23 protein-coding genes are annotated in these 21,856 nt (G+C 67.3%); 11 read left to right on the plus strand and 12 right to left on the minus strand.

The window, feature by feature from the left end:
• Window positions 1-187 precede the first annotated feature (187 nt).
• Both VIF40_RS06965 and VIF40_RS06970 read left to right on the plus strand, forming a co-directional pair.
• On the plus strand, window positions 188-934 hold the full coding sequence (locus VIF40_RS06965; RefSeq protein WP_331936800.1) for a 16S rRNA (uracil(1498)-N(3))-methyltransferase: 747 nt from the start codon (window positions 188-190) through the stop codon (window positions 932-934).
• A gap of 196 nt (window positions 935-1,130) precedes the next feature.
• Entirely contained in the window at window positions 1,131-1,442 is a 312-nt protein-coding gene (locus tag VIF40_RS06970) for a hypothetical protein (RefSeq protein ID WP_331936801.1), read from the plus strand.
• A 58-nt stretch (window positions 1,443-1,500) separates the two neighbouring features.
• Here the strand turns inward: VIF40_RS06970 and VIF40_RS06975 are convergent, their stop codons facing one another.
• Window positions 1,501-2,874, minus strand: a complete 1,374-nt coding sequence (locus VIF40_RS06975) for a glutamate--cysteine ligase (protein ID WP_331936802.1) — start codon at window positions 2,872-2,874, stop codon at window positions 1,501-1,503.
• 308 nt (window positions 2,875-3,182) lie between these two features.
• Here VIF40_RS06975 and VIF40_RS06980 point away from each other — a divergent pair, with 308 nt between their 5' ends.
• A complete protein-coding gene (locus tag VIF40_RS06980) occupies window positions 3,183-3,350 on the plus strand; it encodes a pilus assembly protein (RefSeq protein ID WP_331936803.1) in 168 nt (55 codons plus the stop codon).
• A 4-nt stretch (window positions 3,351-3,354) separates the two neighbouring features.
• On the opposite strand, the gene VIF40_RS06985 is transcribed toward VIF40_RS06980, so the two are convergent.
• Entirely contained in the window at window positions 3,355-4,059 is a 705-nt protein-coding gene (locus VIF40_RS06985; protein WP_331936804.1) for a DUF937 domain-containing protein, read from the minus strand.
• A gap of 191 nt (window positions 4,060-4,250) precedes the next feature.
• On the opposite strand from VIF40_RS06985, the gene ispH reads away from it, so the two are divergent.
• The 3 genes from ispH to rnhA are packed head-to-tail and all read left to right on the plus strand — an operon-like array spanning window position 4,251 to window position 6,687.
• Window positions 4,251-5,222, plus strand: a complete 972-nt coding sequence (gene ispH / locus VIF40_RS06990) for a 4-hydroxy-3-methylbut-2-enyl diphosphate reductase (RefSeq protein WP_331936805.1) — start codon at window positions 4,251-4,253, stop codon at window positions 5,220-5,222.
• A 47-nt stretch (window positions 5,223-5,269) separates the two neighbouring features.
• Complete coding sequence (gene thrB, locus VIF40_RS06995) at window positions 5,270-6,235, plus strand: homoserine kinase (protein ID WP_331936806.1); 966 nt, start codon at window positions 5,270-5,272, stop codon at window positions 6,233-6,235.
• Complete coding sequence (gene rnhA / locus VIF40_RS07000; protein WP_331936807.1) at window positions 6,232-6,687, plus strand: ribonuclease HI; 456 nt, start codon at window positions 6,232-6,234, stop codon at window positions 6,685-6,687. The genes thrB and rnhA overlap by 4 nt, the downstream gene beginning before the upstream one ends.
• Before the next feature lie 126 nt (window positions 6,688-6,813).
• On the opposite strand, the gene VIF40_RS07005 is transcribed toward rnhA, so the two are convergent.
• A complete protein-coding gene (locus tag VIF40_RS07005) occupies window positions 6,814-7,644 on the minus strand; it encodes a protein-disulfide reductase DsbD domain-containing protein (protein ID WP_331936808.1) in 831 nt (276 codons plus the stop codon).
• Between the two features lie 98 nt (window positions 7,645-7,742).
• Between VIF40_RS07005 and VIF40_RS07010 the strand changes: the two genes are divergently transcribed.
• Entirely contained in the window at window positions 7,743-8,480 is a 738-nt protein-coding gene (locus tag VIF40_RS07010; protein WP_331936809.1) for a YqgE/AlgH family protein, read from the plus strand.
• Window positions 8,481-8,490: 10 nt separating this feature from the next.
• Here VIF40_RS07010 and VIF40_RS07015 read toward each other — a convergent pair whose 3' ends face one another.
• From VIF40_RS07015 to VIF40_RS07050, 8 genes are all read right to left on the minus strand, one after another.
• Window positions 8,491-9,855 carry an outer membrane protein gene (locus VIF40_RS07015; RefSeq protein ID WP_331936810.1) on the minus strand — a complete coding sequence of 455 codons (1,365 nt, stop codon included), beginning with the start codon at window positions 9,853-9,855 and terminating at the stop codon, window positions 8,491-8,493.
• A 120-nt stretch (window positions 9,856-9,975) separates the two neighbouring features.
• On the minus strand, window positions 9,976-11,277 hold the full coding sequence (locus VIF40_RS07020) for a glycosyltransferase family 2 protein (protein ID WP_331936811.1): 1,302 nt from the start codon (window positions 11,275-11,277) through the stop codon (window positions 9,976-9,978).
• 6 nt (window positions 11,278-11,283) lie between these two features.
• Complete coding sequence (locus VIF40_RS07025; protein WP_331936812.1) at window positions 11,284-12,465, minus strand: glycosyltransferase; 1,182 nt, start codon at window positions 12,463-12,465, stop codon at window positions 11,284-11,286.
• Entirely contained in the window at window positions 12,462-13,259 is a 798-nt protein-coding gene (locus VIF40_RS07030; RefSeq protein WP_331936813.1) for an SDR family NAD(P)-dependent oxidoreductase, read from the minus strand. Before VIF40_RS07030 ends, VIF40_RS07025 begins: the two co-directional genes overlap by 4 nt.
• A complete protein-coding gene (locus VIF40_RS07035; RefSeq protein ID WP_331936814.1) occupies window positions 13,256-13,675 on the minus strand; it encodes a MaoC family dehydratase in 420 nt (139 codons plus the stop codon). Before VIF40_RS07035 ends, VIF40_RS07030 begins: the two co-directional genes overlap by 4 nt.
• Window positions 13,672-14,088 carry a hypothetical protein gene (locus VIF40_RS07040; RefSeq protein WP_331936815.1) on the minus strand — a complete coding sequence of 139 codons (417 nt, stop codon included), beginning with the start codon at window positions 14,086-14,088 and terminating at the stop codon, window positions 13,672-13,674. The genes VIF40_RS07035 and VIF40_RS07040 overlap by 4 nt, the downstream gene beginning before the upstream one ends.
• Complete coding sequence (locus tag VIF40_RS07045) at window positions 14,089-15,333, minus strand: beta-ketoacyl-[acyl-carrier-protein] synthase family protein (protein WP_331936816.1); 1,245 nt, start codon at window positions 15,331-15,333, stop codon at window positions 14,089-14,091.
• 1 nt (window position 15,334) lies between these two features.
• On the minus strand, window positions 15,335-15,610 hold the full coding sequence (locus VIF40_RS07050) for an acyl carrier protein (protein WP_331936817.1): 276 nt from the start codon (window positions 15,608-15,610) through the stop codon (window positions 15,335-15,337).
• A 192-nt stretch (window positions 15,611-15,802) separates the two neighbouring features.
• Between VIF40_RS07050 and VIF40_RS07055 the strand changes: the two genes are divergently transcribed.
• From VIF40_RS07055 to VIF40_RS07070, 4 genes are all read left to right on the plus strand, one after another.
• The gene (locus VIF40_RS07055; RefSeq protein WP_331936818.1) at window positions 15,803-17,671 is read left to right on the plus strand and encodes a methylmalonyl-CoA mutase family protein; all 1,869 of its coding nucleotides are present in this window, start codon (window positions 15,803-15,805) and stop codon (window positions 17,669-17,671) included.
• A 32-nt stretch (window positions 17,672-17,703) separates the two neighbouring features.
• A complete protein-coding gene (locus VIF40_RS07060; protein WP_331936819.1) occupies window positions 17,704-18,108 on the plus strand; it encodes a hypothetical protein in 405 nt (134 codons plus the stop codon).
• Window positions 18,109-18,485: 377 nt separating this feature from the next.
• Window positions 18,486-19,244: an FkbM family methyltransferase gene (locus tag VIF40_RS07065; protein WP_331936820.1), complete on the plus strand. Its 759-nt coding sequence runs from the start codon at window positions 18,486-18,488 to the stop codon at window positions 19,242-19,244.
• Window positions 19,245-19,419: 175 nt separating this feature from the next.
• Window positions 19,420-19,887 (plus strand): hypothetical protein, encoded by a 468-nt coding sequence (locus VIF40_RS07070; RefSeq protein ID WP_331936821.1) that lies wholly within the window; start codon window positions 19,420-19,422, stop codon window positions 19,885-19,887.
• Between the two features lie 549 nt (window positions 19,888-20,436).
• Here the strand turns inward: VIF40_RS07070 and VIF40_RS07075 are convergent.
• A complete protein-coding gene (locus tag VIF40_RS07075; RefSeq protein ID WP_414684764.1) occupies window positions 20,437-21,759 on the minus strand; it encodes a L,D-transpeptidase family protein in 1,323 nt (440 codons plus the stop codon).
• Between the last annotated feature and the right edge of the window lie 97 nt (window positions 21,760-21,856).

The following is a 21,856-nucleotide window of genomic DNA, read 5'->3' on the forward strand; positions in this document are numbered from 1 at the left end:
TTCCGCGCTGTTTCCGCGCGTTCCCGCTCTCTATCTGCGCGTTCCGGCTTGTGGCCGTCATGGCGGCGATCCCCTTCATGGTTTAAGAGGTCTTAGCAAGAGACTTGCGCCTGTTGCAAGCATCCGGCAGTTTCGCGGATAAAGCGGCGGCTTGATGGCGCCCCGCCCCTCATCTCCGGGAAAGCTCGTGTCACGCTATGATTTTTCCGCGCAGCGCCTTTTCGTCGAGGCGGGCCTCGAGGCCGGAGCGCGTATCGTCCCGGATGCCGACCGGCTCAATTATCTGTTGAATGTGCTGCGCCTGCGCGAGGGCGACGCGGTTCTGCTGTTCAACGGGCGCGATGGCGAGTGGCGGGCGCGGCTCGAGGAGGTGGCGCGGCGCAAGGCGATTCTCGTTCCCATCGAGCGGCTGCGCGAGCAGACCGCGAGCGCCGATCTGCATTATTGCTTCGCGCCGCTCAAGCACGCGCGGCTCGACTATATGGCCCAGAAGGCGACCGAAATGGGCGTCTCGCGCCTCGCCCCCGTGATCACGCGCCGCACCCAGGCGCGCCGCGTCAATCTGGAGCGCCTCGCCGCCAATGTGGTGGAGGCGGCGGAGCAATGCGGCGTGCTGAACGTGCCGGAGGTCGTCGAGGAGCTCGCGCTCGAGGCGCATCTCGCGGCGCGGCCGGTCGGGCGGCTGCTCGTCTTCTGCGACGAGGACGCCGAGGTCGCCGATCCGACCGCCGCCTTGCGCGGAGCGCCGCCGCATGAGGGCGTCGATGTGCTGGTCGGCCCCGAGGGCGGCTTCGATCCCGCGGAGCGCGAGGCGATTCTCGCCGCGGCGCCGCTCATCGCGCGACTTTCGCTCGGCCCGCGCATCCTGCGCGCCGACACTGCGGCGGTCGCGGCGCTGACGCTCGTGCAGGCGGTCCTGGGCGATTGGCGTTGACGGGCGCGCCGCGCGACACGATCCTGCCACGATTATTCGACTGTATGGCGCCTAAGTGGTCGCCGTCGCGCGACCCCTCGCGTCGAAGCGTGAAAAGTAACGAGTTGGTAAACATCGGGCGGCAACATCGAGACGGGGCGCGCCATCGCGTCGACTCGGGCGTTGCGATGCGAGAATTTTCGAGGCTCATCTGCGAATGACAGTTTTCACCGCCGAACCTTGCGGGCTCGACGTCCGCCGTCTTTTCGCTTGTCTTTGCCTGTGCGCCGCAATGAGCGCGCCGGCGGCGCAGGCGCAGACGACGGGCTCTCTTCCCTCCGGCGGGCGCTGCTCTCGTTTCGGCGAGGGTTTCGTCCCGGTTTCCGGCTCCGACAATTGCGTGCGTCTCGGCGGTCATGTGCGCGCCGGGGGCCTCGGCGGCCCGCGGGCCTGGTCGCAGGACGGCATGCGGCCGATCGGCCATTCCTATGTGCGCGCCCCGTCGGCGCCCGGCCTCTACGCGCGCTGAAAGCCGCCCGCTTCTCTGACCGTCGCCCGCGCGTTTTGGGCGCGGGCGTCGCTCGCGTCTACAACAGGCAATCCGTGAAGGCGGGGTCGACCGAGCGGCCCCAACGGCCGTGATAGGCCTCGAGCCGCTGCTGCGCCAGCGTGCGGCCGCTCTCGGCGATCTCCTCCAGCGGCGCGAGATAGATGGTCTCGTCCCGCCCTTGCGCGTCGTGCTGCGCCCTTCGGGCGAGGCCGCCGCGGGCCAGCGCCAGCATGTCGCGGGCGATGTCGAGCGCCCGGCGCCCACGAATGCGCGCCTCCAGCGCGAGACGCGGAACGTCGGCGCGCAGCGCCTCGCGCTCCTCGGCGCTCCAGCCCTCGATGAGCGCCAGCGCGCCGTCCAGCGCCGCGCGATCATAGAAGAGGCCGACGAAAAGCGCCGGCAAGGCGGTCATATGCGAGCGCGGCCCGCCATCGGCGCCGCGCATCTCGAGATAGCGCTTCAGCCGCGCCTCGGGGAAGATCGCGCCGAGGTGATTGGCCCAGTCGGACATTGTCGCGCGCTCGCCGGGCAGCGCCGCGAGCCTGCCGTCCAAAAGGTCGCGGAAGCTCGCGCCGGCGACATCGTGATAGATCTCGCCGCGCTTGACGAAATAGAGCGGCACATCCAGCGCGTAATCGACATAGCGCTCGAAGCCCATGCCGGGCTCGAAGGCGAAAGGCAGCATTCCGGTGCGGTCGGCGTCGGTGTCCAGCCAGATCTGCGAGCGCTGCGACAGGAAGCCGGTCGGCTCGCCGTCGATGAAGGGCGAATTGGCGAAGAGCGCGGTGACGATCGGCTGCAGCGCGAGGCCGACGCGCAGCTTATCCACCATGTCCGTCTCGGAAACGAAGTCGAGATTGACCTGTATGGTCGCCGTGCGGAACATCATGTCGAGGCCGAGCGCGCCGACCTTCGGCATATAGGCGGCCATGATTCCATAGCGTTGCTTGGGCATGGCGGGCGTCTCGGCGCGCCGCCATTTGGGGCTCGCGCCGAGATCGAGGAAGGAGACGCCGAACCGCTGGGCGACCGGCTCCAGCGCGGCGAAATGGACGTCGAGCTCGGTCTTGGCCGCGTGAACGGTGGGCAGCGGCGCGCCGGACAATTCGAATTGGCCGCCGGGCTCCAGCGACACGGCCCCGATGCCATTCGGGTCGTAGAGGCCGATGATCGCCCCGCGATCGGTGATCGGCTCCCAGCCGAGCGCCGCGCCCAGCCCGTCGAGCAGGTCCTTGATCCCGCCTGCCGGCGACTCGTAGGGGACGGGCGCGCGGCTCGCGCCGAAAAACGGGATTTTCTCGTGCTCGGTGCCGACGTTGAGATCGTCGGGAGTCTTTATCCCAGCCTCGAACCACTCCACGAGCGCATTGCGCGACGTGATCGGCGTCGTATCGTTAACGTCGCGAGCCATCAGCAACTTTCAGTGAGGACCGGCGCAGCGGTCCATATAGGTCGACAACCCCTTCCGGCGGGCGCGAAAGGGCGGGCGCGAACGACAGCGCTTCCGGCGTCGGCGCCGAAGCAATATGCGTTCCGGCTGCTGAATTGGCCGAAAAGCCGCCCGCGCGCAAGACCACACCGTCGACCCCGGCGCGGGCGTGGAGGGAGGCTTAACCCTTTCGAGACGTATTATGCTTATCTTTCGGTTACCGTCCCGGTCGCGCGCCCATCGCGACGAGGCGACGCCCAGCCGGGCCGGACCGCTCGAGGAATTGTCCCATGCCGAACTGCCTGCGCCGATTTCTCGCGGACGAAAGCGGAGCGACGGTCCTCGAATATGCGATGATCGGCTTTTTTCTCTCGATCGTGATCCTGGCGGCGACGCGCATTATCGGCACCAAGCTGTCGGCCGCCTACTACCTGCCCGTCGCCAATAATCTGACCTGAGGCGTCACGCCGCCGGGCGGCTCTTTTCCGAGGCGAAAATCCGTCCCAGCAATTCGTCGAGGCCGGCCTGGCGCTCGGCGTCGGCCGGGGCCGGGGACGTGAGCGCCTCGCGGATCCGCTCCAGCGCCGCCTCCAGCGCATCCGGGGCAGGGGTTGGGGCCGGACCAGGAATCGGAACCGGCTGCGCGGGCTTGCCGCCGAACAGGCTTTGCAGCCATCCGAGCAGGCCGCCGCCGGCAGGAGCAGGAACAGGAGCCGCGGGCGGCTCCACGGGCTGGCCGACGTTCTGGCGCTCCAGCGTCGAGCCGAGCCCGCCGGCCACGACGGAGACGAGAATCGGCAGCAGGCGCTGCAGCACATCGGCGCGCAGCCCGCTCTCGCGCGCGGCGAGCTGCGAGACCTCGCCGGCGGCCGAGGCGGAGCCGAACAAATGCGCAACAATGGCGTCGCCGCCCTCGACGCTGGCCTGCGAATGGGCGTCCTCGGCGTTCTCGAAGGCGGCGCGATGGGCGGAGTCGTTGGCGGCGTCGAAGACCGGACGCAGCGCGCCGGGCTCTTCGGCCGCCTTGCGCAGCGCCGCGGCCAGCGCCGGCAGCAGCGCCTCGACGGCCGATCGCGTCTGCCAGGACGCGAGGCCGAAACGATCCGAGAGATTTTCGATGATCTGGCCGCCTTGGGCGGACTGTATTATATCGACGATATTCGACATGTTCGCCCCGTCCCCTCATGGACCGCGAGACACTCCGGCATCGGCGCGGCCAGTCTTCGTCGATCGCCTGTCTAGCAGATTTTCTCCCCGGCCGCGAGGGAGCGAGCGCCCGGCTTGACACCTATCCCCACGCGGGACATCACAGCGCGGCGGGCTTCGGCCGCCCCCTTCGATTCAAGAGGCGCTAGAGAATGAATGTTCAGCACCGCCCGCCGCAGAAGCCGCCGTTGAAGATTCTGCTCTGCTCGCCGCGGGGCTTTTGCGCCGGCGTCGTGCGGGCGATCGACGCGGTGGAGCGGGCGCTCGCCAAATTCGGGCCGCCCGTCTATGTGCGCCACGAGATCGTGCATAACCGCTATGTGGTCGAGGCGTTGAAGGCCAAGGGCGCGATCTTCGTCGAGGAGCTCGAGGAAGTGCCGGACACGGGGGCGCCGGTGATCTTCTCCGCTCATGGCGTCGCCAAATCCGTGTCGGCGGAAGCCGCCTCGCGCCATCTGCTCGCCATAGACGCCACCTGCCCGCTGGTGACCAAGGTCCATCGCGAGGCGGAAATTCATCACAAGCGCGGGCGCAAAGTGCTGCTCGTCGGCCATTCCGGCCATCCGGAAGTGGTCGGCACGATGGGCCAGCTGCCGCCGGGCGCGGTGGTGCTGGTCGAATCGGTCGCGGCGGTGGCGGAGCTGCAGCTCGAGGGCGAGGCCAATCTCGCCTATGTGACGCAGACCACTCTGTCGCTCGACGATTCGCAGGAGATCGTCAGCGCGTTGACGCGGCGTTTCCCGCAGATCGTCGGTCCCCATAAGGAGGACATCTGCTATGCGACCACCAATCGCCAGGCGGCGGTCAAGCAGGTCGCGCCGCATGTCGATGCGGTGATCGTCGTCGGCTCGCCCAACTCGTCCAATTCGCAGCGTCTTCGCGAGGTGGCGGAGCGCGCCGGCGCGCCGGCGCAGCTCGTCCAGGGCCGCCGCGAGATCGATTGGCGCATGTTCACCGGCATCGGCTCGCTCGGCATCAGCGCCGGGGCCTCCGCGCCGGAGGTGCTCGTCGAGGAAATCATGGAGGCTTTCGCCGAGCGTTACGAAATCTCCGTCGAGACCGTTTCGGCCGCGCTGGAAGATGTCGCCTTCCCCTTGCCCAAAGAGTTGCGCACGCACGCCTGACGCGCGCGCGACGACTGTGGCCGCATCCCTCCAACCGCGCGGAACTCATGGCCGTCTACACGGATGTCGACGACGAGGAGCTGATCGCCTTTCTCGCCGGCTACGACCTCGGCGCGCTCTTGTCCTTGAAGGGCATCGCCGAAGGGGTCGAGAATTCGAATTATTTCCTGCATACGAGCGCCGGCAGCTTCATCCTCACCCTCTATGAGAAGCGCGTCGCCGAGGCGGATCTGCCCTTCTTCCTCGGGCTGATGGAGCATCTCTCCGCCAAGGGATTGACCTGTCCCCAGCCGGTGCGCGATCGCGCCGGCGCCGCGCTCGGACGGCTGGCCGGCCGGCCGGCGGCGATCGTGACGTTTCTCGACGGCTATTCCATCCATCATCCGGAGCCCGCCCATTGCGCGCGGCTCGGCGAGGCGCTGGCGCAATTGCATCTCGCCGGCGCGGATTTTCCGCTGCGCCGCGGCAACGCCCTCTCGGTCGGCGGCTGGCGGCCGCTCTATGCGCCTTTTTCCGCGCGTGCCGGCGAGGTTGCGGAGGATTTGGGCGCGATCGTCGCCGCCGAGCTCGATGCGCTGGAGCGCGATTGGCCGCGCGGCCTGCCCGAGGGCGTCATCCACGCCGATCTCTTTCCGGACAATGTGTTCTTCCTCGGCGACCGCGTCTCCGGCGTCATCGATTTCTATTTCGCCTGCGTCGATTCGCTGGCCTATGATCTCGCCGTCTGCCTCAACGCCTGGTGCTTCGACGCGGCCGGGACCTATGACGCCGCCAAGGGCGCGGCGCTGCTCGACGCCTATTCCCGCGCCCGTCCGTTGACGGCGGCGGAGGTCGAGGCCTTTCCGCTGCTCGCCCGCGGCGCGGCGCTGCGCTTCCTGCTGACGCGCTTCGTCGATTGGCTGGACGTGCCGCCGGGGGCGCTGGTGCGGCCCAAGGACCCGCGCGAATATCTCGCCCGCCTGCGCTTTCATCGGACGATTCGCGCCGCCCGCGACTATGGCCTTCGCGCGTGAGCGGGCGCGTCGCGATCTGGACCGACGGCGCCTGCTCGGGCAATCCGGGCCCCGGGGGCTGGGGCGCCATATTGCGCTTCGGCGACCGCGAGAAGGAGCTCTGCGGCGGCGAAACCGCGACCACCAATAATCGCATGGAGCTCACCGCGGCGATCGAGGCGCTCGACGCGCTGACGCGCCCCTGCCTCATCGATCTGCACACAGATTCGCAATATGTGCGCGACGGGATCACCTCCTGGCTGAAGGGCTGGAAGGCGCGCGGCTGGAAGACGGCCGATCGCAAGCCGGTCAAGAATGTCGATCTGTGGACGCGTCTCGACGCCGCGACGGAGCGCCATGAGGTGGCGTGGCATTGGGTGCGCGGACATGCGGGCGACGAGATGAACGAGCGCGCCGACGCGCTCGCCCGCAAGGGCATGGCGCCGTTTCAGTCGAAGGCGAAATCGCGCTGAGCGCCGGCCGTCGGCCCCTTGTCGAATGAGACTCTAAATACCATTTTCATGGGAACAGAGCTCTTCTTCTACTCCGGGCGCGGCCAGTGGCCGCGCCCTTTTTTGTCGTATCGATCGGAAAGCGCGCTAATCCAGCGTCAGCGGCAGCTCTATTCCGCCGCTCTCGGTGCGGATCGTCGCGCGGGCCGCTATGGCGCCTTGCTGCTTTCCTTCGCCGAGCGTCAGCGCGAAGCCGCCGTTTCCGTCGGCGGCGCTGTCGATGATGAAGGGCTCCGGCGCCTCGACGAAGACATCCGCCGCATGGCCCGGACCGTGATAGCGCAGCCGCCAGGCGCCGGCGCCGGCGCGCGCGACCTCCACCAATTGCTTCACCTCGCCGGCGCCGATCGGGCGCGGAACCAGCGTCTCCGCCGCCGCGAGCGTCGCCGCGAAGGGCGAGGCTCCCGCCGTCGGCAGCGCGAGAGAGAGCTTCGCCTTGGCCGGCAGGCAGATTTGCGCGCAGGCGGCATAGTCCAGCGCGAGCTTCAGCACGACGGGCGCGGCCGCCTCCTTGGGCGTGACGCGCAGCGGAAAAATGAGGCTCTCGTCATAGCCGGCGACTGTGATTCCGGCCTCGACGATATGTTTGGGCGCCGGATAGAGCGTCTCCACCGCGGCGACATTCTCGGAGGCGGAGAAGTCGAAGACGGGCGGCGCGCCGGCGTCGCCGGGATTGCGCCAATAGGTCACCGTCCCCGGATCGAGCGCGATCTCGACGCCGAGTCGATAGACGCCGCCGCTCGGCGCGCCCGCCGAGAGCAGGCGCGCCGCCGAATGGGCGCCGCGGGCGGAAGGGGAGGCGAAGTCCGCGTCCTGCGCCAGCGCGACAGGCGGCGAGGCGAGCAGAACCAAGGCGAGCAGAGCCAAGGCGAGCGCGGCCGCTCTCGGATTTGCGCTATTCATATTTGCGCTGTTCATTTTGCGCTATTCCCGGGTCCTGGAGACGCCCCCCGCGCCACATTTTCCGTTGTCGAACGGCGCTTGTTATGGCTGGGCGCCGAGCGTAGAATGACCCTATGAGTCCGGTCGGCAAGAAACAAGGCCTCGAGAACCCGGCCGTCCGCGGAGCCTCGCGATCGAGAGGCTCGCGGTCGGCGGGCTCGCACTCCGCCGCGCCGATCATCCGGGACCCCGACGCGGGACAGGACCGGGACGCTGGCTCCAATTCCTCCGGCAGGCGCTATCTCGACGGGCAGATGCTCGTCGCAATGCCCGGCATGGCCGACGAGCGATTCGCCCGCTCCGTCATCTATCTCTGCGCCCATTCCGAGGATGGCGCCATGGGCATCGTCGTCAACCAGCCCTCGCAGGTCCGCGATTTTCCCGATCTTCTGGTGCAGCTGCAGATCATCGCGCCGCAGGAGCGCATCAGCCTGCCCAAGGCGACCGAGGCCATTCAGGTGCTGCAGGGCGGCCCGGTGCAGACCGACCGCGGCTTCGTGCTGCATTCCTCGGATTTCTTCATCGACAATTCGACGCTGCCGATCGACGATGGGGTCTCGCTCACCGCGACGATCGACATCCTCCGCGCCATCGCCGCCGGCGAGGGGCCCAATCAGGCGCTGCTGGCGCTGGGCTACGCCGGCTGGGATCCGGGCCAGCTCGAGAATGAGATCCAGCACAATGGCTGGCTCAACTGTCCCGCCGATCCCGCCATTCTCTTCGACACCGATCTCGAGTCGAAATATGCGCGCGCCCTGCGCCTCATCGGCATCGATCTGGCGCGCCTTTCCTCGGCCGCGGGCCACGCCTGAGCCGACAGCGCTATTTCGCCCCGGCCTCCGGCGCGTCGAGCCCGAAGCGATAGGCGAGCGCGAGCCGCATCGAATCGTCGCGCAGGCGGATACGATAGAGATTGCCGTCGAAATTGGCCGAGGCGAAAGCGATCTCGCCGCTGCGGCCGTGGCGATATTCCAGCCGGCCGGTCCAATGGTCGGCGATCGCATATTCCATCCCGCCGCCGATGGTCCAGCCGGTCTGCGCCCGGTCGAAGGCTTCGCGTAATGCGGTGACGGCGAGGTCGGAGACCGACACTCCGCCGGTCGCGTAGAGCATTGCGTGGTCGCGAGCGAGACCGACGCGCCCGCGTAGGGACGCCCGCGCGTCATTGCGCAGCGTCACGCCGAACGCCGTTTTGGAGACGCCGCCGGCCTCGACATCCGTCTCGACGCCGAGGACGACGAATCCGAATTGCGCGTCGAAGCCTCCGAATCCGCCGAGCGTCGCTCCATTCGACCCGGCTGTCGTCTCCGCCGCCGGAGAATAGTCCACGACGAGCGTTTCTCCTGCGCGCCGATAGAGGCGGCCGAGCGAGAGGCCTGCGTGAAATCCCGACCAGTCGTCCGCGGCGGCGGCCGACGCCGGCGCCGTTTCGCCCGGGCTTTTCGCGGCCTCTTCGCCATTCGTCACCTGGAAGCCGAGATACCAGGAGAATTGGTCGGTTTCCGTCGCATGCGTCAGGCCGCGCCCGATCGAGGCGAGCAAATGATAGCGGGGGGAGAGATCGACGATCGCGCCGATATTGACCCCCGTCGTGGACGCGCCGCCGATCTCGCTCGACGTCTGGTGGTAAATTTCGGCGCCGAGCGTCAGCCGCTCGTCGATCTTGCGCAGCAGCGCCCAGCCGAGAAAGCCGAAATTGCGCGCGCCGGGGCCGGGATTGATCCAATAGCCGCCGCCGCCGAAGGTCGACCAATCGCCGAAATCCTTCTGCAGCCACACGGGAAGAAAGATGCGGGCGCGGCCGCCGCCGAGCCCGCGCGCCGCGTCTCCGGTCGGCGTCTCGATCAGCGGATAGAAAGCCGCGGAGGGCGCCGCGCCCTCCTTGTCCTGCTCGATGAAGCGATATTTCACACCGAGCTCGACGTCGCCTGCGCCCCAGACGAGATCGCCGCCGCCCGGCCGGCGGAAGGCCATGGCGGGCTGCACATGAAATTGCACATTGGGCAGCACGCCGAAATTGCAGTCGCAGGCCGGCGCGCCGCCGCTCGTCTCGCCGCCGGCCCGGACGCCTTGCGAGAACAGGTAGAATTCATAATGGCCGTAGTCGACAGGCTCCGGATCGTCGGTCAGAAACGGCGGTCCTGCCTTCGCGGGGGACAGCGCGAGCGAAAAGCCGGCTATCAGCAAGGCCGCGAGACGCTTTCCGATCGCGCGGCGAAATCGGGCGCGACGCCCCGTGACCCGTCTCATACGCACGCGACGCTCGCCTTCGAGTAGCCGGGGACGGCGGTCCGTCCCCGGCGCGCCTCACTCCGCTTCCTGAATCTGCGTCGGCGCCGCCGGCGCATGTTCCGTCTTGGGCGTGCGCTTGAAGGTCGATTTGCGGCCGCGCATCGTCTGCAGGATCTTCGCGCCATTGGAGAAGGCGAGATAGATCATCAGCGGCGGCACCGAGGCCATCGTCTTCACATAATCGCCGAGCCCGCCGCGCTTCAGCGCCAGATAGGGCAGAAGCGTGAAGCCGAGCACGACGACCAGCGTCTCGGCGAGGATCAGCTCCAGCACCGGCAGATAGGGCGTGAGCGAGCCGCGCAGGATCACGCCGAGCAGCAGGGCGATGAGGCCGATCGCCGCCGTCGGGAAGAAGATCTGATGCACGATGAGCACGATCGCCGCGACGCGCCGGGTCAGCGACCAGGGCGCGTTCCACAGCGGCAGCACGGTCTTCTGCGCCACTTGCACGAAGCCGTTGGACCAGCGGCGCTGCTGGCGGCGATAGTCGCGCAGCCCCTCCGGCACCTGGCCGGGAATGGGCGGCTCGGAGACGAAGACGCCATGCCAGCCGCCGAGCGCCGCGCGCACGGTGAGGTCCAGATCCTCGCAGAGCGAGTAATCCGACCAGCCGCCGACGGCGTCGATCGTCGCGCGCCGCCAAATGCCGCCGGTGCCGTTGAATTGGAACAGCCAGCCGGCGAGCGCGCGGGTGCGCTGCTCGACGAGGAAATGCCCGTCCTGCACGAGGCCTTGCGCGCGCGTCAGCCAATTCTTGCGATAATTGGAGAATTCGCAGCGCGATTGCACGAAGCCGGCGCGATCGTCCTTCACCAGCAGCGGCACGGTGCGGCGCAGCCAATCCGCCGGCGGGCGGAAATCGGCGTCCAGCATGGCGACATAGGGCGCGTCGAAGAGCTTCAGCCCCTCGGCGCAGGCGCCGGCCTTGAAGCCGGAGCGATCGGCGCGGCGCACATGGTGGATGTCCACGCCCTTGGCGCGCAGCTCGATCGCCACCGCCTCGGCGCGCCGGGGCGTCTCGTCGGTCGAATCGTCGAGCAGCTGAATGTGCAGCCTGTCCTTGGGCCAGTCGAGCTCGGCGACGCAGCGCAGCGCCTGCTCGGTCACCTCGGCCTCGTTGAAGACGGGGATTTGCAGCAGCACATGCGGCAGCTCGTCCTCGGCCAGGACGGCGGGCTCCGGGTCGCGCGCGCCGCGCAATCGATCGAAGAGGAAGCGCGCGATGATCGCGACGAAGCCCGCGCCGATCATCATCATGATCAGCGCCGCGGCGAGCCAGACGCTATCGACGAGAAACTGCAGAAGAGCGAGGATCAAGCGGTGTTATCCTTCTTCCTTCGCGACCTGCGGCTCCGTGGTGGCGGCCGCTTCGCCGCCGGAGCGCGTGTCGATCGTCGTCCTGGCCCAGACGACCTTGGTGGCCGTCCAGGCGTGCAGCCACACAGCGAACATCAACGCCTCGCGCGCCAGGAAGATCACCGGCGCGGCCCAAGACACCTTCCATCCCTTGGCGATGGAGAGCAGCGTCTCCGAGCTTAGCCACAAAGCGAAAGTGACGGTCAAGGCCGTCATGGGCGTCGCGCCGACGAGCGGGGCCCCGATCGCCGCCGCCGCGAAGGCCGGCAGCGCCTGGCAGAAGGGCTCGGCCAGGAAGGACAGGATCTCGTCGTCGCGGCGCACGACGCTCCAGCGCAGCTGCCGATTGTAGATGTCGACGAGATTGCGCTCGCCGAGCTCCTGGCGCACCAGCCGATGCGAGAAGACGGTGCGAAGCTTGATGCGGCCGAGCGCCTTGGCGGTGGCGTTGTCCTCCCCCACCGTATGCGCGATCGCCGCGAAGCCGCCGGCGCGCAAGAAATCGCTGCGCCGAAACAGCATGATCTTGCCGACGCCGAAGCCGCCGCCGAGCGCGGAGGCCGCGAACAACATGCGCTGATGCGGGCCGTTGAGAATGCCGGCCTCCACATGGGCGGCGAAATTCTCCGGCCGCGCGGCGTAGGGGATCGCGCAGACCAAGCCGACGCCGGGCTTCAAATGCCGCATCGTCTCGGCGAGATCGTCCGGCTCCAGCACGACATTGGAGTCCTTCATGAAGATCACATCGTTGCGCGCCGCGTTGAAGGGCGCGAACAGATTGTCGACCTTGGGGCTCGCGGCGAAACGCGCCGTGGATTGGAAAATGCGCGAGGCGATCTGCGGATGGCGCGCGAAAATGTCGCGTATGGCCGAAATCGCGGGGGAATCCGCCTCTGTCGCCGAGGCGAGCGCCTCCAGCTGTGGATAATTCTGCGCGAGAGCCGATTCCTGCGCGCGGGCGAACCCCTGGTCCAGCATCTTCACCGGCAGGACCAGCGAGACGGGCGGCTGTTCGGAGCTGGTCCCGCGCCGCGCGATGAGCCAGGGATGGATGAGCGCCGCGAAGATCGAGAGAAGCAGCAGCAAGGCGGAGCAGGCCCAGAAGACAGCCGATAGAACGACGAGCCAATACAAAATGCTGTCGATCACGGCTCCTCCCGCTCATGGGTCTGAGGCACGGCCACTTCGAAGCGCCGCATGACCGAATCGACGGCGTGGGGCGGCAGCATCGCAAACAGCTTCATCGCATAATAGACGAACAGCGGAAAGGCGATCACTGCGGCGCGTCGGTCGAGGCCGCGCATGATGATCTCCGCGGCCCGCTCGTCGCTGACCTTTCCCGCCTGCCAGGCCGTCAGCTTGTCGGTCATCGGCGTCGCCACGAAGCCGGGCACGATCAGGCTCACATGGACCCCATGCGGGCGGAGCGCGCCGCGCAGAGAATCGGCGTAGAGGTGAACGGCCGCCTTGCTGGCGCAATAGGCGGGAGAATAGGGCAGGCCGCGCAGTCCCGCCATGGAGCCGACGACGGCGATCTGGCCGCGCTTGCGCGCCGTCATCGCCTCTATGGCCGGCTCGACCGTGTTGAACACGCCGAGCACATTGATCGACAGCGTCCCGCGCACCGCCTCCGGGTCCTCGGCGATCTGGCCGGGGGAGAGGCCGGTCGAGACGCCGGCGTTGGCGATGACGAGATCGAGCGGATCGCGCGCATCCGCCTCGGCGATGCTGTCCGCCATGGCGCGGCGGTCGCGCACATCGGCGATGGTCACGGCGGTTTCCGCGCCCTTGGCCCGGCACTGGGCGGCGACCGCCGCGAGCCGCGCGGCGTCGCGTCCGAACAGAGCGAGGCTCCGGCCCTCCTGCGCATAGCGCAGCGCCAGCGCGCGGCCGATGCCGCTCGACGCGCCGGTGACGAGTATGCGCCGCGCCCCGCGCTTCACGGGTGGAGCTTTCGCGGAAGAGTCATCAGCGCCTCGCCGACGATCGCCGGCGCGCGCGCCTCGCCATAGGCCAGAAGTCTCAAGAACACTCCCTCCCGAGGGGATGAGCGCAGCACGCGGCCGGACAGGGTGACCGCTTCGCCGCGCAGCACCGGCTGCACGAATTTGCCGGCGAGCCGGGCCAGAAACAAATCGCGCCGCCAGGCGGAGAGCATGGGCTCGAAGGCGGCGAGCAGCTTCATGCCATGGACGGGCGGCGCGGGAAAGCCGATCGCGCGGGCGAGATCATCGTCGAGATGCAAACGGTTGGCGTCGCCGGAGGCGGTCGCGTAGGCCGCCAGCGCCGCGGCGTCGAAGGGGCCGATCCGCCAATCCGGCAGGCGTTCGCCGACGGCGGGCAGGCGCGCGCCGCTCACGGGGCGCCTCCCATGCTCGCCGGGCGCGGCACGATGCGCAGCAGCGTCTCGGCGTGCAGGCGGGTTTCGCCGCCCAGTGTCGCGAGGCTGGCGTTGACCGCAAGGCGCGGCGGCTCGGCCTCGCGGCGCAGCGACACGGTCAAGTCGTAGCTCTCGCCGATGCGCAGCGGCGCGAAATAATGAAAGCTCTGCGATTCGTGCACCGGCACGGCGTCCTCGCCCGCGAGAAAATCGCGGATCGCGGCGTCGATCTCCGGCGTGGTCAGCCACACCGCCGGAAAGGCGACGGGCACGATTTTTTCCAGCGTGTCGGGAAAGCCGATCTCGCGGCGATAGCGGATGACGCGCTCTTCATCCGCGCAGACGCGCAGCGGGCCGATGCGCGTCTCTGCGCTTTCGGGCTCCGCGGTCATTCACGCCCCTCCCGCGAGCGCGCGCACGATCAGCACGGCGTTGATGCCGCCGAAGGCGAAGGAATTCGACATGGCCGTGCGAATCTCGACGCCTCGCGCCACATTGGGCACGGCGTCGATCGGGCAGCGCGGATCGAAATCGAGGAAATTGATCGTCGGCGGCGCGATCTGCTCCTGCAGCGCGCGGATCGTCAGCGCCAGCTCGAGCCCGGCGCTGGCGCCCAGCGCGTGTCCGTGGACGGGCTTGGTCGAGGAGACCGGCAGGCGGCCCGCGCGCTCGCCGAACACGCGGCCGATGGCGGCCGCCTCGGTGATGTCATTGGCGTGCGTCGCCGTGCCATGGGCGTTGAGATAGTCGATGGCCTCCGGCGCGAGGCCGGCGTCGGCGAGCGCGGCCTCCATCGCCCCGGTCATTCCGTCGAGATCGGGCCGCACGAAATCCTTGGCGTCGCTCGACGTGCCATAGCCGGCGAGCTCGCAGAGCGGCGCATGGCCGCGCTTTTGCGCCGATTCGAGCGTCTCCAGCACGAACACCGCGGCGCCTTCGCCGAGCGTCATGCCGTTGCGGCCGGTGGAGAAGGGGCGGCAGAAATCGGGCGTCATCACGCGCAGGCCCTCCCAGGCGCGGATGGTGCCGTTGACGATGCAGGCCTCGGCGCCGCCGACGAGGGCGCGATCCATGAGGCCGAAGCGGATCATCTGCGCGGCGAGGCCCACCGCCTGGCTCGCCGAGGAGCAGGCGCTGCCGACCGAGAACGTCGGGCCATTGGCGGCGTAGCGCATGCCCAGAGTCGTCGGCGCGGCGCTCGGGATGAGGCGCGGCACGCTGAACGGATCGGGCCGGATGCGCTCCTGGTAATAGTGGCGCAGACCGTTGTCGATCGTCGTCATCCCGCCGATGCCGGACCCGACGATGACGCCGACGCGCGGTCCCGAGAGCTCCTCGCGCGCAAAGCCCGCTTGGGCGACGGCCTCTTCGGCTGCCACCAGCGTGAATTGCGTGAAGGGGTCGCAGAAGGTCAGAAGCGCCTTCTCGAGATATTTGGCGGGATCGAAATCGGGAACCTGCGCCGCGATGCGGATGCGCCCGTCGTACGGATATTCGGTCACGAGGGGGCGGACCTGCGAGATTCCGTCACGGGCGGCGGTCCACAGCGCCGCGGTTCCGACGCCGGCCGCCGAGACCGTCCCCATTCCCGAAATCACCACCCGACGCTCGCCGACGCCTCCGGACGAAGCGGCCATATTATTGTTTCTCTCTCTCTTTCAGCACATATTCCGCGATGGCGTCGATCAGACCTTCGACATTTTTGGCGTCCTGCAGAGCGCCGTCCATCGGGATATAGACGTTGAACTTTTCCTCGAGGGCGGTGAGGATCATGACGATATCGACCGATTTCAGGCCGAGGCTCTCGATCGTCGCGCCGGGCGTGACCTTGGTGCGGTCGATCATCCCCTCCGACGCGATGACCTCGACGATTTCTTCGACGAGCTTGGCCTTTTCCTGCGGATCTTCAGCCACGTCCACCTCCGTTCAGGGTCATTCAGCCGGTCGGGCCGCCTCCCGGGGGCGGGCGGCGCAGCGTTCTCGTTAAGGCGCCCCGCCGCGAAAATAAAGCCCGGCGCTGGCGAAGGCTGCGGATATTGGGTGGCGGGAGGGCGCGCTTCATGCAAGAAGACGCCCGCAACCCCGTCATTTGTTCGAGGCTCGCTCATGAGTTTGCAAGACGCGCCGCTGGCCGGCGTTTTTCCACCGGGAAACGAGGAGGGCTGGCGTAAAATCGTCGATCGCGCGCTCAAAGGCGCCTCCTTCGACCGGCTGACGTCCAAGACTTACGACGGCGTCGCCATCGCGCCGCTCTATCCGCGCGCCGTTGCGCCGGGCCCGCGGGCGCTTCGCGCCGCGCCCGGCCGCTGGTCCGTTCTGGCCCGCGTCGATCTCGCCGACGCGGACGCGGCCAACGCCATGGCTCTCGCCGATCTCGAGGGCGGCGCCGATGGATTGCACATCGTCTTCGCCGGCGCGCAGGGCGCCTATGGGACGGGCCTCGTCGACGACGGCGAGGAAGCGCTCGCCCATGTTTTCGACAAGATTCGCCTCGACTACGGGATTCCCGCGCTGGTCGAGCTTTCCCCACGCGCGCCGCGCGCCGTGGACGCGCTGCTGAGCCTGGTCGACCGCGCCCATATCGATCCGAGCATCACGCGCCTCTCCTTGGGGCTCGATCCGCTCGGCGCGCAGGCGCTGCATGGCTTTGCGGCCGCCCCTTGGGGAGAGGCGAGCCGGTCCTTCGCGGCCCGCGCCAAGAGCCTCGCGACCGCCGGCTATCGGTTCGGGACCGTCGCCGTCGACGCCCGTGTGATCCATGCCGCCGGCGGGACGGAGGCGCAGGAGCTCGGTTTCGCGCTCGCCGCCGCGCTCGCCTATCTGCGCGCGCTGGAGGCGGGCGGATTGTCGCTCGACGAGGCGCGTTCGCTGCTCGTCTTCCGCCTCGCCGCGGACGCCGACGAATTCGTCACCATTGCGAAATTCCGCGCGTTGCGACGCCTGTTCGCCCGCGTCGAGGAGGCCTGCGGCCTCACGCCCGCGCCGATCTATGTCCATGCCGAGACGGCCTGGCGCATGGTGACGCGGCGCGATCCCTGGACCAATCTGCTGCGCGCGACGCTGGCGTCTTTCGGCGCGGCGATCGGCGGCGCCGACGCCATCACCGTTCTGCCGTTCACGCAGGCGCTCGGCGCTCCGGATGGTTTCGCCCGCCGCCTCGCCCGCGACACGCAGCTCGTGCTACAGGACGAGTCGCATGTCCACGCCGTCGACGATCCGGCGAGCGGCTCCGGCGGCATGGAGGCGCTGACCGAGGCGCTCTGCGAGCGCGGCTGGGAGGCGTTCCAGAGCCTCGAGGCCGATGGGGGGCTGGCGGCGGCGCTGGAGAAGGGCTCCTTCCAGGGCCGCATCGCGGAGGTCGCCGCCAAGCGGGCGCAGAACGCCGCGCGCGCCCGCGACAAGATCACCGGCTGCAACGCTTTTCCCGACATCGGCGAAACGCCGGTCGCGGCGCTCGCGGCTTTCGACGCGTCGTTCCTCGAAGCGGCGGCGCCCGCCGGCGCTGCGCGCTCGACGCCCTTGCGGCCGCGCCGCATCGCCGAGCCCTTCGAGGGCCTGCGCGACCGCTCCGACGCCGCGCTCGCCGCAACGGGCGCCCGGCCGCGCGTCTTTCTCGCCAATCTGGGCGCTGTGGCGGCGTTCACGGCGCGGGCGAATTTCGCCAAGAATTTCTTCGAGGCCGCCGGCATAGAGGCGGTGTTCGGCGAAGAGGGCGCGGACGTCGTCGCGGATCTCGTCGCGGCTTTCCGCGCGAGCGGCGCGAAGCTCGCCTGCGTCTGCTCGTCCGACGCGATCTATGCGGAAAAGGCGGGCGCGGCGGCGCGCGATCTCGCAGCGGCGGGGGCGCGAGTCTATCTCGCGGGGCGGCCGGGAGAGCTCGAGACGGCGTTGCGCGCGGCTGGCGTCGCAGAATTTATTTACGCTGGCGGTGATATGTTCGACACGCTGCAGCGAGCGTTCGAGGAGGCCGTGTGATGCGGGGGTTGGGACTTTTCTTGGTTGGCGCGATGATCTCGATCGGGGCCGCGCAGGCCGCGCAGGCCGCGCAGCGCGAGGCGACCGGCGCCGCGCCGGAGGCCGGCCGCTACGACGGCGGCTGGGTTTTCGAGCCGCGCACGACGGTTGGCTCCTGCCCCGGGCTGCTGCCCGAGCAAATCGAGATTCGCGGCGATCTTCTCGTCGGCACGCAGGCGGGAGCGGCGGCGCTCGCCGCCGGGCGCATGGCCCATTGGGGCTATGTCGAGGGCGATGGCGCGATCATGACGCGCTTCACCTCGCAGGGCGGCCATGTGGCGCGCGCCCATGGCAATCTGCGCGGCAATGCGGGCCAGGGCGCCTGGTCCTCCTCCACCGACAAATGCGGCGGCACATGGCGCGCCCATCGCGGCGGCGCCCAGCGCGCGGGGTATTGAGGGGCGCCGGGCGCAGGAGCGCTCGGCCCTCGCGGCGGTCTCCGAACGCCTCTGGCCAAACGGCCGTCCCTGAGCTAGAGAACCGACCGGAGCCAACCGCTCCGTATGACGGATTCTAACTTGATCGATTCCCATCTGGCCGATGGCGAGATTCTGGACTTTCTGTTTGAGACGATACTTGGACGGCCGATCGGGAATGATGAATTCAAGGCGAATTCGAACGAGCGTGACTCGATCGGATATTGGACGCGCGCTCTGCTGGATTCGTGAGGATTCCGCAGCGGTGATATCTGCTTGCGGCGTCAGCCGCATTGGTCTTATTTTCCCTCGGCGTCCATGGACGAAACTCACGACGCAACCCAAGGCGGGAAACGTGCATGAAAACGTTTAGAGGCTTCAAGAACACCTACACCATCAACGGTAATGATGGGGACGGATATTACAAGAATTTGCCCGAGCACGACCTTGGCGGTCTGAGCAACTATTTTTTCCGCATTGCAGCGAAGCGGCAGATTCGTGTTTGTTTCGACATCGGGGCAAACATTGGTCTTTCTAATCTTTTGGTGTCCGAGATTGCGCCGACGGCCAAAATATACTCGTTCGAGCCTTCCGCGAGGACTTATCAATTCCTGGTGGAAAATGTCCACCGAGCGAATGCAGAAGGCCAGGTTTTGACCCACTGCTGGGCGGTCGGGCATCAAATAGGGACCGCTCACTTCGCTGATAACCAGAGCGCCTCGGCCGGCAATCATCTGACAGTCAATGGCGAAGGCTCCGAGGTGCCGGTGTGGACCGTGGACGCTCTCGCAGCGGAGCTGCCTTCAGTGGACTTCGTCAAGATCGACGTCGAAGGCTTCGAGATCGAGGTGTTGGAGGGCGCGATCGAGACGATTTTCAAACATCGGCCGATCTTTTTTCTCGAATACAATCGCTATGCGATCGTCAAAAATCACGGCTCGCAGCCGGAGCAATTTCTGCAGCGAGCGTTCGAATTGCTCGGCCCTCTCGGAGTCGTCGAGCCTCTCACCGGCGAGGTGAAGCGTCTGCCCGCAAACGCTCGTGACGCGGTTGCCGCGCTCGATGCGATGTCGCAAACGGAATTCGCCGTATTCGATCTCGTCAATCAGGCTTCGTAATCATCGGCGCAGGCGCTGCGAAAGCGAGGAGCGAATTCGATCCTCATTTTCGCAGCTGCCCTATCTCGCGATGAGCGCCGCCAATAGCGCCTGACGAAAGAAACGATCGCCGCCTCGATTCCGCTTTTCGCAGAACACCAGCTGCGGCCTGCGCGGCGCCGAACGCGTCACGAAATTGTCGAGCGCATCTGCGCATCTTTCGATCGCGATCGATAAGAACCAGCGATGGCGTTTTCGTCGTGGCGACGTCGGAGCGCTCTCCCTATTGCAGCGCCATGATATTCGAGCGCATGCGACGGCGCACATGGCGCGGTGGATCGCTGTGGAGTCCGGCGCGCGGGCCGCTAATCGCGTGCGCTGCGCGCTGAATGGACGCAGGGCGGGTGACTATGTCGACGTCACATTGCCGGCTGATCGTCACAATTCCAAGATCTTGGGTCGCAACTCCGACGCATATATTGACCTTTTTGAAGAAAAATACGCTGCTAAGACGGCGTTTCGAGCGACCGGATTTCGTGCTATTTTCAACTTCTTGGCGAACATGCGTCTCGACAGCTGCGCTATTGTCGAAACAGGCTGTTCTCGCAAGGCGGATGGAGACGGCGTCGTTTATGGCGATCAGGTTCCTGCCGACCACCCGTGATATCCGGGCGGGTCGCAAGGGCCGTGGGCCGATGGTCAAAGTACCTTCTTGTTCGATGAGTTTGTCACAATTTGTGGCGGGCATGTATATGCAGTTGATATCGACCCAATCAACTGCGGTGTGGCCAGAAGGCATGTATCGAGAAATGTGAGCGTTTTTTGCAATGACTCCGTTTCATTCCTCTACAAGCTTGGGTCTGTGCTAACGGCGCCAAAGAAAATCGAACTTTTATATCTCGACTCCTTCGCTCTCGACAGGAGCGATCCTCACCCGAGGCAATAATGTATGTCACGCCGTCGATGCGGGCCCGCGGAAGCAACAAACACACCCGGAACCTCGCGAGTTCGACGGCCTGCTCTCTGTCTGTAGAGTGCTGGCCGTCGTGTTAGCGCCGGAGTTGAAGGACTTTGCCCCGTGCTGATCTGTCGCTTATTTCGACCTTTTGAGATGTTGCAGCCCGGAGGCAATTTTCCAGCGAAACAAATTCTTTGTCTCGAAGTCGAGCCTAAAATCGACGTCGCCATCCTTCTCGCATGCCTGCGGCGCTGCTCAGTTCTCGTCTTCGCCGAACACCGGCAGCAGTTGCGGCGAGCGCGACGCCTGTCGCGACGCCGCCGGCGTCGGGGCGGGGGCCGATTGCTGCGGGATGGAGGCCGTCATGCCGAGCCCGTCGCGCTGATAAATATCCTCGCGGAACTGCATCACGCCTTCCGGCGTCGCCCAGGCGGTGACATAGACCCAATAGACCGGCACGGCGGGCGTGATCTTCACGTCGATGCGCTCGCCGGAGCGGATCGCCTCGTCGATATGGTCGCGGTCCCAGCCGGGCGTCTCCTTCAGCAGCCAGGCGACATAGTCGCGCACATTCTGCAGGCGGATGCAGCCGGAGGAGACGAAGCGGAAATCATCGCCGAAAATGCCCTTGGCCGGCGTGTCGTGCATATAGACGCCGTAGGGGTTGGCGATGTCGATGCGCACCACGCCGAGCGAGTTGAAATCGCCGCCCGTGTCCTGGCGGAACTTGTAGTTCAGCGCCTCCAGCGAGTTCCAGTTGATCTGCTGCGGGGAGAGCTCGACGCCCTCCTTATTGTAGACGCGGATGTGATTGTCCGAGAGATAGTTGGAGTCCGCCTGCATCTTGGGGATCAGATCCTTGCGGATGACGGAGGCGGGCACGGTCCAGAACGGGTTGAAATTGACCTGGATCGCCTTGGTCTGCATCACCGGGGACTGGCGGTCGATCTTGCCGACGCCTGCGGTGTGATGGGTGACGACGGCGCCGTTCTCCACCGTCTCCACGGTGGCGGCGGGGATGTTGGCCGTGACATAGCGATTGCCGAGGTCGCGCGAGAAGCTGCGCAGACGCACGAGATTGGTCTCGAGCTGGCGCAGGCGCAGCTCGGCGGAGACGTTGAGCGCCGCGAAGGTCTGCTGCGCGACGACGCCGGTGGCGTTGACGCCGTGGCGCGCCTGGAAGCGCCGCACCGCGGCTTCCACGTAAGAGTCGAAGACGGGGCTCGCGCCCGCCTCGGCGCCGATGTCGCCGGAGACGATGAGGCGGCGGCGCAGCGCCGAGACGGCGGGGCCGTTGGAGCCGAGGCGCAACTGCTGGCCGGCCGGCACCATCGGCCAGCCGCCGCGCGCGACGATCTCCTGAAGCTGGGTGATGGCGGCCTCGGTCGCGGCGACCGTCTGCGCCGAGAGGATGGGGGTCGTCGAGCGCGAGACGGTGAGGCGCGGATCGGCGTCGTAGCGCTGCGCCCATTCGGCCTGGCCGTCATAGGCGTCGCCGGCGGCGATCGCCGCAGTGGCCGCGGAGCCGGCGAGCGCGAGAACGCTCAGCGAAAAGACGGACTTCGAAAACCTACGCAAGGGGAAGCTCCAATCCGACTGCGCCCGTTTCGCCCGGGCGAGGCCGCTGTCGCGCGGCGCGTCGATAGATTTGCGATTCTTTCGTTAAAAAGGCGCG

Origin of the sequence: Methylosinus sp. (genome assembly GCF_036560965.1) — a bacterium.
Classification (GTDB): Bacteria; Pseudomonadota; Alphaproteobacteria; order Rhizobiales; family Beijerinckiaceae; genus Methylosinus.